The sequence below is a fragment of the Hymenobacter sp. FMD4 genome (assembly GCF_058932745.1).
Genome location: NZ_JBZYWH010000005.1, coordinates 36,464 through 47,808, shown reverse-complemented (window position 1 = coordinate 47,808; position 11,345 = coordinate 36,464). Strand labels below are relative to the sequence as shown.

Sequence of the window (11,345 nt, the reverse complement as noted above, 5' to 3'; positions counted from 1 at the left end):
ATCGGAGGGCGTCATGGTCAGAGAACGTCCTGCTGAGCTTGTCGAAGCATCTCTACCGCTTCGTTGGAGTCAGCGGCCATAGATCAACTGAGCTGCTTTTTCATGAAACGGATGCTCTGCTTTCCAGTGAGCATCGACTTGATCGAAGTATTTATCCAGCAAAGCATAGGCCGCTTGAATGGTAAACCGCTCGTCTTGACCCCGTAACTCGGATGGCAAAGCACTCCGATTGCGCCGCAGTAACCTGACGATGTTTCTGTTGAAGGTGTCTGCTTCGAAAGGTCCTTTCATTTCTTCAATGACGGTTACGCAGGCTACCATTGCTTCTCCCGGATCTTGGCATTGAGCAAGAAATTGCACGAAGAAGCTTAGGTAAGCTGTGCAATCGTACTGAGCACAAGCCCAGAAATATCGAGCGTTGTAATCTTCGTTCTTAGGCTCTTTAGCAGCTCGCATCAGCGGCTTTAGAACTCTTGGGTCCTTGGCCTCGCCGAAAATCCTGGCGATGTGATGTTTGGTTACATGGCTAGTCGCCTCATCCAGCAACTTCGTTAGAACTCGAAAAGTCTTCGGCCAAGGCTGCGACAGCGCAAAAAGAATGGTTTGTAACTCTTCCTGAAGAGCTACTTCGTTTTCTGCTTGGGCTTCCTTTAGTGAAGCTTTAAGCTGCTGAAGAATTGATTTCTTGCGAGGCATGAACGATGTTTGGAGCCCTTCAACGAATCGGTAGAGATGCTTCGACTTCGCTCAGCATGACATTCTTGATTAGCCGTTCTGGGGTCACACCACCTTCACCTTATCCCGAAACGCCTCGTCCGTCACGTCATACATCAGCGTGATGAGCTTGCGGAAGTTGTCGGCGTCCTGCACCTTCTTCTCGCGGGTATTCAGCGCATCCAGCAGGTAATTCCGGCTGATGCCTTTGCTGAAGAAGCCCGTTTCTACCGGCTTACCGTTGATCATCAGGTTGAAATCGTCGGTATTCAGGTTGAAGGGACGGAAGGCGCGGCGGTTCTGGCTTAGCTCGGTCAGCCAGCCGTCGACCCCGAAGTCGGGATTGTGCAGGAACTGATCGAGCTGGCGGAAGATGGGCTCGTTTTTCTGCGCGTACTGCAGGTTGAGGTTTTTGGCGTAGGGCGCTTCGTCGGAGCCCATGTGCTGCTTGTGGTAGCGCGAGAAGTACAGCAGCTGCGTGAGGTGCTGGGCTACTTGCTCCTTGGTTTCGGTGGGCAGGTGCTGGAACTGTACCTCCGGCGAGTCCGTCTCCAAGCCGAATTCGTGGAACAGAGGGCCGTTGTTGCTACGGATGTCGCCGGCCGAGTAGTTCATAAAATCCACAATGCTCAAGGCGGCCAGCAGTTCGATAATGTGGGCCTTATTGCGCTGCCCGGTGCCGCCCGGCTGGTTGTCGTAGGGCGTATCGGGCGTGTCGGCGAGGTAGTAGAGGGCATCGAGGCCCTGCAGATGGTTTTCGTAGTAGCCGAGCGCCGCTTTGGTCTTGGTCAGGAAGTTATTGGAGTCGATAACCTGCTGGTCCTCGCTCTGGAGGGCGAAGTAGGGCATCACCGTCACGGCCCCGGTGAGGGCGTCGCGCAGGTAGCGGGCGTTCGAGAGGCGCGTGTTGGGGTCTTTCAGGTTCTTGAGCAGCAGCGGGAAGCCCGAGGCACCGGTACCGCCGAAAATCGACGAGATGAAAAACACCCGGTCGTCTTGCTGGAAGTTGTCGGCGAAGAAGCGCATCTCCGGCGACTCCACGATGCGGTTCAAGACCACCGAGCCCACGTTGGGCGAGCCGCGGAAGCCGATGGTAAGCGGGCTTTCCAGGTTATCCTGGGTAAAGAGGGCTTCCACCAGCGCCTTTGACTCCACCGGCAGGGCGTTGTAGCCCAGGTAGTCACGGAAAGAGCGGTTGATGCCGCCGAAGTCGAACACGAAGGTGTCCTTCACCGAGCCGTTCACGTCTTGGCTGATGGACGAAAGCGTGCTGATATCGGTCTTGAAGAACCCTTCCTCGCGCGGCCCGAGGCGCCGGTGAATCTGCTGGTAGGTCTGGAGCAGCTGCACGGTGCGGTTCATGTCCGCGTTCTGCGCGTCCGGGTCGATGATGATGGGCACCACCTGCTGGCAGTTGGGCAGTTCTACGCCTGCCGCCAGCAGCATCGTGAGCGAGCGGACCACCCGGGAGCCGGTGCCGCCGATGCCGAAAAGAAAGAGTTTGGCCATTCGTGGGGAAAGGGAAGAGCGGTTATCTGGACGAATTCCCCTCCTCAGCTGAGGAGGGGTGCCCGAAGGGCGGGGTGGTTGACAATCGTTGAAAGATTTGCTACAACTAGCTTTCTAGCTCTAGTCTATCAACCACCCCTAACCCCTCCTCATCTGAGGAGGGGAACTAGTTTGTTTTCTTAAAACGGCGTCGTGCTGGCGTTGACGGACAGCTTGCGGAAGATGAGGGAGAACAGGAAGAAGAACAGCGCCGCGTAGATGGCATTGAGCAAGGCCAGCCAGTACATATACGAGTGCGACACCACGTTTTGCCCGTTGACCTGCGCTATAACGATGATGAACGCAATAAGCGCATTCACCAGCAGTAAAATCGACCAATGGGCCGGGCGGCTGAATGTAGCCACGCGCATCCAGCGGTTGATTACCAAGTAGAACAGCACGAGTAGGGCCAGGGTCACCCCAATGTTGAGCAAGCCGATGTTGGGGAAGATTACCTCGCGGTAAACTGGTGTTTCAGAAGACGGCTGGGGCAAGCCGATAACTTCGTAGAGGGCGCGAAAGAAGCCTTTCATGGGGAAGGAGGAGTAAGAACGTGCGACGCGAGCTATGAGACAGGGTAGAAATACTGAGCGAAAGTCATATTTCCCATGTCTCCATAATCAGGTCTATTAATCGGGTTGAATGGAAAGCGGAACGCGCAGCACATCGGCAGCATTCGTGCCAGTGTTGCGCCCGGCGAGCAGGCGCTGCAGGCCGTCGAGCTGGCGGTTTAGGGCAAAGGTTTGAGAACCAGGCCGGCTGTCGTTGGTGGTGGTCCATTTTTCTACCCAAGTTGGTCGGGCAGCCGGCAGGGCCAGCGTCAGGTCCTGCTTGTTGCTGGGCTTGGCCGTAACGCGCACCGTCACAAAATGCGTGTAGGCGGCCTCGGCAGCACCGCTGCGGCGGGTCGCCTCGTTGGCCAGCTCGACTTTTACCACTTTGGCTGCCGTGGTGTTGCCGCGCAGGGCCAGGTTCTTCTGTAAGTACTGTTGGCTCTGGAAAAGCTCGGGCAGTTGAGTTAGGTCCAGGCCTACCACAAACTCCGCAGGCTCCTGCGCCGATGCCTCTTCAATAGCCACGGCGCGGCCCGAAGCGCCTGCCTGCCGGCCCGCATCGGCCACAAACCAGGTGCCCTGCCGCTTGTAGCGGCTGAGCACCGAACTGGGCACTTCAGCCGCCGCTAGTCCAAAGTGGGCTTGCTCGCCCTTCAGGCCCTTCATCAGCGTGGCATCAAACTGGCCGACCAAGTTGGCCGGGCCCAGCACCCACATATAATACGGAATGGGCTCGGGGCAGCAGTTGGGCACCTTGCCTTTCACGGCCGGGTAGTAAGTACCGCGGAAGTCCGAAGTAAGAGCGTAGACCGACACGGCCAGATCGGGCCGGCTCTTGGCCAGCGCATCGGCAATATCGGTGTTGATGTAAGGCACGTCGCCGGGGTTGGCGGGCGAGTAGATAAAATCGGAAATGATGACGCTGATGCTGCCGTCGGCGAGGTAGCGGTTGGCCACCGTATCCAGGATGGCCGGAATACTGGTGCTCTTGGCCGGCTGACTGATGCCGCGCCGCACGGTATTGCTCAAGCCGCTGTACGAGTCAGCCAAAGGCCGATCGGCAATGCGGTAGTAGCGGCGCTGCGGCACGCGTGGGTCGCGCTCCAGGGCCGAAAGCCACTCCGATACCTGCTGCTGAAATTCGGTGGTACGGGCATCGGCCCCGGCGGCGGGCATAAAGCCCTGCATGGAACCTGAAACCTCCAGAAACACGTTAACCCTCGAAAACTTGGCAGTACCAACGGGCGGCGTAGCCGCTGCTGGCGCCGTCGGTTTGGGCGCTGCGGCCGGTGGCGTAGTAGTGGGCTGCTCGGAGGCAGCCGGAGCCGAACTGTTGGCCTCCGACTGCATGTCGGAGCGCGAATAACACGCCGTCAGCAACCACAAGGTGGCAGCGGGCAGGCAGTGACGGACGGAGAAAGGGAGTTGCATTGGTCCGAACATACGCACCTCCGGGCGGAGGTGCAATGCAACGTACTACTGTCGGGCCTTAGAGGTTGTGACAAGGCATGTGGTAGGTAGAGGGAATTCTGCCTGCTAACGCAGCAGAACCCCTTCTTCGTAGTTAATGCACGCCTGAACCGGGCTGCACCCAGCCCAGGTTCACGAAATAGTTACACAAACCCTTTTCATTAACCAATACTCTAGGTCGGCTGCTTGCGTACAAGCCACTTCAGCAGCCGCAACATCGGTTATGATGTACACCGTTAGTGATTTTGTATGCATTCAACACGACTGGACCCTGGGCCTTTTGCGGCACCGGTGGAACGGCGTCGAGCGTTTTGCCGGATTAAGCTTATTCCAGAGTGTGCACGAGTCGTTGTTGGATATGGCCTCCGAAAACCGCGTCAGCTCATGGCTAATTGAGCTGACGGCGGCCCCTTTGACCGTGGAAGACCAAGTGTGGCTGGAAAACACCTGGATGCCCGCGCTGCTCAATACCACCGTGCGGCGCCTGGCCATCGTGGCCGACGACGCCTACAACCTAATGGTCATCGAAGGCTTGATGCCCTTAACCCAAGCGCCCACGCAACGAGCAGTGCAATTTTTCAACGACTCACAGACCGCGTTGGAATGGCTGACCAATTCCGACGAGCAGGCGGCGCGCCTGCAGCAGGAATGGGAAGAAGACATGCAGTCCAGTACCCACAGCCGATAACTCCGCCGCTAGCCGCCGGTAGCGGTGTAATCAATTTCGGTATTGTCGCCGATGTTCAGGCTGTGATTTAACCCCCGAAACGACGCATCGGCCCCCACAATACAATCGTGCATTACTGCTGAGCGCAGCTCGCTATACGCCCCGATGATGCTGTTGCGCAGGATGGTGTCCTGAATAATGGTTCGTTCGCCGATGGCCACGTTGGGGCCGATGATGCTGTTGCTGATGGCGCAGTCACGGGCAATGCTGACGGGCGGGATGATGATGGTGTTGGGAAAGTTGACATCCTGGGTCGCCTCCAAAAACTCCTGCCGGTTAAGTAAACGGGCATTAGCTTCCAGCAGTGTGTTCTTGCGGCCGCAGTCAAACCAGCTATCCACCGTCCAAGTGCTCATTTTGGCGCCTTGCTCGATCATGACCATCAGCGCATCGGTCAGGTAGAATTCGTTGTACGTGCGGCGGTCTTCCTCAATGATGCGCTCCAGGGCCGAAGCCAGCCACGCCGGGTTCTCGATGCGGTACAAGCCTACCAGCGCGTAGTTAGACTTCGGAATGCGCGGCTTCTCGATGGCCTTGGTCACGAAGCCATCCTGTCCTACCTCGACTACCCCAAACGAGGAAGGCGTCTTCACCTCCTTCACGGCCAGCACCGTGCCCGGGCCCTCGATAATCTTGTGTAGGTCGACGTCGACAATTGTGTCGCCGAGCTGGATCAGAATGGGCTCCTGCTCGTGCCGAAAATACTCCCGAGCCAGCCACAGCGCGTGCCCGATGCCTTCGCGCGGTTCCTGCACCACAAACTCGGTTTGCAGCTGTGGGTAGCAGCGGCGCACATACCGCTCGATTTTCTCGCCGAGATAACCGACCACAAACACAAAATCCTGGATTCCAACGGCCAACAACCGGTCGATGATGTGCCCGAGGATGGGCGTACCTGCCACCGGCACCAGCGACTTGGGCTGCGTGTGCGTGTGCGGCCGCAGGCGCGAACCGATACCAGCAACGGGAATAATGGCTTTCATGGCGGGGGTTAAAGGTTGAGCGACGCAAAATAAGGATTCAAGGCCGGAGCGGGCATATATAACCGCGCTGCTATGAATACGTACTTTGCAACGCCAGCTCGGCCGGACAGGAATAGCTTGAGCTGGGCAATCGTGAATTTGACAACATCTCTCTTCCCCCTCTACACCTCCATGAAACGCTTCCTCCTTTATTTCGCCGGTTTGGTAATTCTGCTGTCGCAGTCGTCGTGCGGTTACAACACCATGGTTGAACTGGACCAGAAAGTGCAGTCTCAGTGGGCCAACGTGCAGAACTCTTACCAGCGCCGCGCCGACCTGATTCCGAACCTGGTAAACACGGTGAAAGGCGCCGCCAAATTTGAGCAGCAAACCCTGACGCAAGTGGTAGAGGCCCGGGCCAAGGCCACCAGCGTGCAATTGCGCGCCGATCAGCTCACGCCCGAAAACCTGCGCCAGTTTCAGGAAGCGCAAGGCCAGTTGAGCGCCGGCCTGGGTCGCTTGTTGGCCGTAGCCGAAAACTACCCCGATCTGAAAGCCAACGCTAACTTCCAGGAACTGCAGGCTCAGATCGAAGGCACGGAGAACCGCATCAACGTGGAGCGCCAGCGCTTTAACGAGACTACTAACCAGTACAACACTTACGTCCGCTCGTTCCCTAATAACCTCTTTGCCGGCATGTTTGGCTTCCAGCAGAAGCCTTACTTCGAAGCCGACGCCAGCGCCCAAAAAGCCCCAACGGTCAATTTTGAGTAATTACTAGTTGGCGGTGGGCCGATAGCCAAGGCCAGGGCCTAGCCCTGCACGGCTACCGGCCCACCGCCAACTGACTTCTACCGATATGTACAATCCTCTGACGCCCAAGCAAGAAGAACTTCTGGTAGAAGCCATTCGGCAGGCGGAGCTGGCTACATCGGGCGAAATCCGGGTGCACCTGGAGGAAGAATGCCCAATGTCCGACCCCATGTTCCGAGCCGAGCAGGTGTTCGGCGAACTAGGCATGCACCGCACGGCCCAACGCAACGGGGTGCTCTTCTATGTGGCTTGGGCCTCGCGCCAATTTGCCGTCATCGGCGATGTAGGCATCAACGCGGCAGTGCCCGATGATTTCTGGGAGCGAACCAAGGAGATGGTGCTAGGTCATTTTCGGCGCCAGCAATACGTGCAGGGCCTAGAGCAGGGCATTCAGTTAGCCGGCGAACAGCTCCGCCGTTACTTTCCTTACGACGCCACCACCGATAAAAACGAGCTCGACGACTCGATTTCCTACGGAAAAAAGCAGCCGCCGCGCCCATGACAGCCGATTTCTCTTTTCTCTTCAGACGCGCTTACGTACTGCTGCTGGCCCTAAGCCTGCTGGCAATCAATGTAGCGGCCCAGAGCATTCCTCCGCGCCCCTCTCCCCCACGACTAGTCAATGACCTGGCCGACCTGCTGACGCCTGCCGAAGAACAGGCATTGGAGCAGAAGCTCATCAATTACAACGACACCACTTCCTCGCAGTTTGCGGTGGTGACGGTGCCCAGCATTGGCAATTACGAAATAGCCGACTACGGCCAGCAGCTCTTTGAGCTCTGGGGCATCGGGCAGAAGCAGAAAAACAACGGCCTGCTGATCCTAGTGGCTCGGGATGAGCGCAAAGTCACCATCCGGACGGGTTATGGCCTGGAAGGCGCCGTACCCGACGCGCTGGCCAAGCGCATCATCACCAACGTGATGGTACCCGCTTTTAAAGCCGAGCGCTACTACGACGGCATTGATGGGGCCATCGACCGGCTTATCGCGCTGGCCGCCGGCGAGTACAGCTCCGAGCCCCGCGCCGCCGCCGACTACTCCGACGATGGCGGAGGCGACGGATGGCTGTTTTGGGTGGTTATCGGCGTTCTGGTGCTCTTCTGGATCATGCGCAGCCGGGGCGGTGGAGGCGGCCGCGGTGGCCGACGCAACCGCGGCTTCGGTGGCGGCTTCTTCCCGCCTGTTATCATCGGAGGCGGGGGTGGTTTCGGCGGCGGCTTCGGTGGCGGAGGCGGCTTTGGCGGCGGAGGTGGTTTTGGTGGCTTCGGCGGCGGCTCCTCGGGCGGCGGCGGCGCTTCCGGCAACTGGTAACCCAACCCCGCGGCTACATAACAGCAACGGCTGCTCTGATACAGGGCAGCCGTTGCTGTTGATGAAAAAGACGGTGGCTAGCGAATTATTAACCGCTGCGTGACGGGCCCGTGCGCATAGTTGACGCGCAGCAGGTACAGCCCGGCCTTTACCCGCTGAACCGGGATGGTTACGCTGGCTTGCGACACGGCTTGGTGGAGCACCACTTTGCCCGTGGCGTCGAGCAGCTCTACGCTATGTGCCCGGGCGCGTTCGTCTAGCTGCACGCGCAGCACGTCGTGGGCCGGATTGGGCCAGACTTCCGTGCGGCTATCCAGCTGACTCGTAGCAGTATGGAGTAAGTTGGGAACCGCCAGCCGCGCCAGGCCTACGACCGGCTGGCCGGCAACGCGGGTGAAAGAGCCTGCCGCCATGATTTTACCATCCGGCAACACCTTCATCTCCACTACGGCCCCGTCGAAGGCGAGTGAGCCGAACGATGAATCATTCTGGCCATCGGGCATTAGTCTGGCAAAACCCGGATTCTTGTAAGTAGAAACCAGAAGCCGGCCGTTGGGCTGCAAGGCCACTCCTGCTATTCCTCCAGAGGGGCCAGTGAAAGGAAGCGCGGCGGTGAAGCCGTTGTCGGTTGCACCGTCAGGCATCAGGCGAAACAAATGGAAAGGCAGCGTAGCCGGCAAGCTGGGATCTACGAAAGATCCGGCGACGATTTTTCCGTCGGGTTGCAATCGAAGCTCATAAACAAACAGCCCGGATACACTTTGAACAGGGGGAGTGAAGCCCGCATCAAGTTGGCCGTTGCTTTCTAAGCGTACCAGGTTGCGAACGGGAGTGGAATTGAATTCATTCCAAGAACCCCCAACCAAAATTTTGCCATCGGGCTGTAATTGCACGTCGTAAGCATAACCGCTCAAAGCCCCGATAGCAAATGTATTGTCGGGCTGCCCATTGGAAAGCAGGCGCTCAACCCGCGTTCCGGCAATTATAATGCGCCCATCGGGTTGCAGGACGAAAGAATAAGCGTCGGTAAATGGTGCCGTTTGAAACGAATTGTCGGCGGCTCCGGTGGACATCAAGCGCACCATTTCCGCGTTTCCTCCGCCGGTAGGATCCCACCCGCTTAGCAGCACCCTTCCGTCGGGCTGTAACGCCACGTTGTACACCCGAACTTCAGTGCTTGCCTGCGCCGTGAAAGCGGCATCGAGGGAGCCGTCGGAATTGAAGCGCGCCAAGTTGCCGGCGGGGGTTCCGTTAACCTCGTCAAACCAGCCACCAGCTACTATTTTACCATCAGCTTGCTGAGCGAAGCAGTATACCTCTCCCCCAGCCAACAGCAAGGGATTAAAGGCAGTAGCAGTGCTTCCGTCGGTGTTCAGCAACAAAACGTTATTGCGCCGCCCAGGCTGCATAAAGTTCGCCCCTGCTACCAATAGCTGCCCGTTGGCCTGCCCTTGCAGCGAAATAATATCACTTGAACCGAGAGCAGGTATTGTGAAAGAAGCATCCCGACTGCCGTCCGTGTTGAAACGCACCAGCGGTCCATTTGCTCTTCTGCCAAACCCAGCCGTTGCGCCGACGATTATCTTGCCGTCGGGCTGTATTACAAACTCGTTAGCGTCCTTGCTGTTGTTTATGAGCGGAGAGCTATTAAATGTCACAGCTATATTAAAGCTTGCATCCCGGGTTCCATTAGGTAACAGCCGCGCAAAGGGTGTGTTTGAACCAGTGTTGAGTTGTAGGTAGTAGAAGCCTGTGCCAATTAATATTTTGCCATCCGGTTGCACTCCGATCATGGTCACCGACGTCACTTCATTACCACTGGAAGAGCTGTAGTACTGAACCGGTGAGGCGAAGGTATTGTCAAGTGCTCCGCTGGGCAGCAGGCGGGCGATGCAGACAGTCGGCGTAATAAAGAAGCCTCCTATCAGGATTTTACCGTCGGGCTGCAGCGTGATTTCCTGTACGGAGCCACTTGCCAAAGAAGGAGCGTTAAAACCTGCATCTACGGCTCCATCGGGCATTAGGCGCACGATATTACTTACGGTGACGCCGTTGTAGCTACTGAACGCTCCGCCCAATAAGATTTTGCCGTCGGGTTGCACGGCCGAAACTCTCGCCGAGCCAGTTCCACTGGCCAAGCCGGCGTTGAAGCTCGCGTCGGCGGTTCCATCGGCATTGAGCCGCATCACATCTTCGCGCGTCAGGCTGTTCAGTGTCAGCGAGCCGTCACCGATCAGTAGGATTTTGCCCGTAGCCAGCACGCGTACGTTGGTGATGCTGCCGCGCAGCGTAGCCACGTTGCTGGCAAAGGCTTGGTCCAAGGTGTGGTCGGCGTTGTAGCGCACCAGCGGCGTGTTGGAGCCCGCATCGGTCCGCAGAAACTCTCCTAGTACCAAGCGCTTGCCGTCGGGCTGCTGCACCACGGCCGCTACGTCGGCTGGCCGGTAAAGCTCCGCTGGTTGGAAGCTGGGGTCGAGCGTTTGCCCGTAGGCAGAGGGGATAAGCAGGGTGCTTATGCCTAGAATCAAAGAACAGAATAGACGTATTGCCATACTAATTGTCGAAAAAAGTCCTGACAAAATACGGCATGATTCTCCGACAACCTCCATCCCTCCCAACGAGCTATTTCATTTTGCTTACTCCGCTGGTTGCACCTGCTTATACACCGGCAATTCATAAAAGGGGCGCAGCAGACGGATGACGTCCAGTGCGTCGGCAATGGCTTGGTGGGCCACCGTATGATCATCAAACCTTGCCCGGGCTTTGCAGATGGCCATGGTGGGCAGGCGCGAGTCTTTTTTCCAGTTCAGGTAGAAGGCGGCCGGATCCAGCAGCGCCGGCTCGGCGCGTACCAAGGTTCCCCAGCCAGGCAACCTGCGCAGAAACCCCAAGTCAAATGAGCCGATGTTTTTACCGGCCATGGTGATGGTGACGTGGCCCCACTCATCGGCCCTGAAACCCTGCGCCAGCAAAAATTCCTGCAGCTGGGGCACCAGCTCCTCCTCAGTGCATACTTCCGGCCCGTACGGATGGTCGGCCAGCTCCTGCAGCAAGCCGGCATTCAGAGCCAGCGCGCCGGCCGTACCCACGTACTCGGCGTGCCGCACCGCCCGCCGAAACCGTGGAAGCTCTTCCAGCGGCAGCAGGCGCTTGGTATCCTCTACTACGGCACCTAGCTCAATGACTTGGTGTCGCAGCGCGTCGCCGCCGGTGGTTTCGAGGTCGAGGGAAACGTAGCGCATGGTC

Annotated in this window: 11 protein-coding genes; 4 read left to right on the top strand and 7 right to left on the bottom strand. The window is 58.0% G+C overall.

Features of this window, described 5'->3' with window-relative positions; translation table 11 throughout:
• Nucleotides 1–69: 69 nt before the first annotated feature.
• The 4 genes from AC5FXY_RS06975 to AC5FXY_RS06960 form a co-directional block, all read right to left on the bottom strand.
• On the bottom strand, nucleotides 70–696 hold the full coding sequence (locus AC5FXY_RS06975) for a hypothetical protein (protein WP_493555931.1): 627 nt from the start codon (nucleotides 694–696) through the stop codon (nucleotides 70–72).
• Nucleotides 697–780: 84 nt separating this feature from the next.
• Complete coding sequence (locus tag AC5FXY_RS06970) at nucleotides 781–2,223, bottom strand: hypothetical protein (RefSeq protein ID WP_493555930.1); 1,443 nt, start codon at nucleotides 2,221–2,223, stop codon at nucleotides 781–783.
• A gap of 179 nt (nucleotides 2,224–2,402) precedes the next feature.
• Nucleotides 2,403–2,795: a hypothetical protein gene (locus AC5FXY_RS06965; RefSeq protein ID WP_493555929.1), complete on the bottom strand. Its 393-nt coding sequence runs from the start codon at nucleotides 2,793–2,795 to the stop codon at nucleotides 2,403–2,405.
• A 96-nt stretch (nucleotides 2,796–2,891) separates the two neighbouring features.
• Complete coding sequence (locus tag AC5FXY_RS06960; RefSeq protein ID WP_493555928.1) at nucleotides 2,892–4,247, bottom strand: hypothetical protein; 1,356 nt, start codon at nucleotides 4,245–4,247, stop codon at nucleotides 2,892–2,894.
• Nucleotides 4,248–4,509: 262 nt separating this feature from the next.
• Here AC5FXY_RS06960 and AC5FXY_RS06955 point away from each other — a divergent pair, with 262 nt between their 5' ends.
• Entirely contained in the window at nucleotides 4,510–4,974 is a 465-nt protein-coding gene (locus tag AC5FXY_RS06955; protein ID WP_493555927.1) for a hypothetical protein, read from the top strand.
• Between the two features lie 8 nt (nucleotides 4,975–4,982).
• Here AC5FXY_RS06955 and AC5FXY_RS06950 read toward each other — a convergent pair whose 3' ends face one another.
• Nucleotides 4,983–5,996: a sugar phosphate nucleotidyltransferase gene (locus AC5FXY_RS06950; protein WP_493555926.1), complete on the bottom strand. Its 1,014-nt coding sequence runs from the start codon at nucleotides 5,994–5,996 to the stop codon at nucleotides 4,983–4,985.
• Between the two features lie 171 nt (nucleotides 5,997–6,167).
• On the opposite strand from AC5FXY_RS06950, the gene AC5FXY_RS06945 reads away from it, so the two are divergent.
• The 3 genes from AC5FXY_RS06945 to AC5FXY_RS06935 all read left to right on the top strand — a co-directional run bounded on the left by AC5FXY_RS06945 (nucleotide 6,168) and on the right by AC5FXY_RS06935 (nucleotide 8,099).
• Entirely contained in the window at nucleotides 6,168–6,749 is a 582-nt protein-coding gene (locus tag AC5FXY_RS06945; RefSeq protein ID WP_493555925.1) for a LemA family protein, read from the top strand.
• Nucleotides 6,750–6,834: 85 nt separating this feature from the next.
• Nucleotides 6,835–7,290: a TPM domain-containing protein gene (locus AC5FXY_RS06940; protein WP_493555924.1), complete on the top strand. Its 456-nt coding sequence runs from the start codon at nucleotides 6,835–6,837 to the stop codon at nucleotides 7,288–7,290.
• Nucleotides 7,287–8,099: a TPM domain-containing protein gene (locus tag AC5FXY_RS06935; protein WP_493555923.1), complete on the top strand. Its 813-nt coding sequence runs from the start codon at nucleotides 7,287–7,289 to the stop codon at nucleotides 8,097–8,099. Before AC5FXY_RS06940 ends, AC5FXY_RS06935 begins: the two co-directional genes overlap by 4 nt.
• 77 nt (nucleotides 8,100–8,176) lie before the next feature.
• On the opposite strand, the gene AC5FXY_RS06930 is transcribed toward AC5FXY_RS06935, so the two are convergent.
• The gene (locus tag AC5FXY_RS06930; protein WP_493555922.1) at nucleotides 8,177–10,627 is read right to left on the bottom strand and encodes a T9SS type A sorting domain-containing protein; all 2,451 of its coding nucleotides are present in this window, start codon (nucleotides 10,625–10,627) and stop codon (nucleotides 8,177–8,179) included.
• Between the two features lie 108 nt (nucleotides 10,628–10,735).
• Nucleotides 10,736–11,341, bottom strand: a complete 606-nt coding sequence (locus AC5FXY_RS06925) for a 3'-5' exonuclease family protein (protein WP_493555921.1) — start codon at nucleotides 11,339–11,341, stop codon at nucleotides 10,736–10,738.
• Between the last annotated feature and the right edge of the window lie 4 nt (nucleotides 11,342–11,345).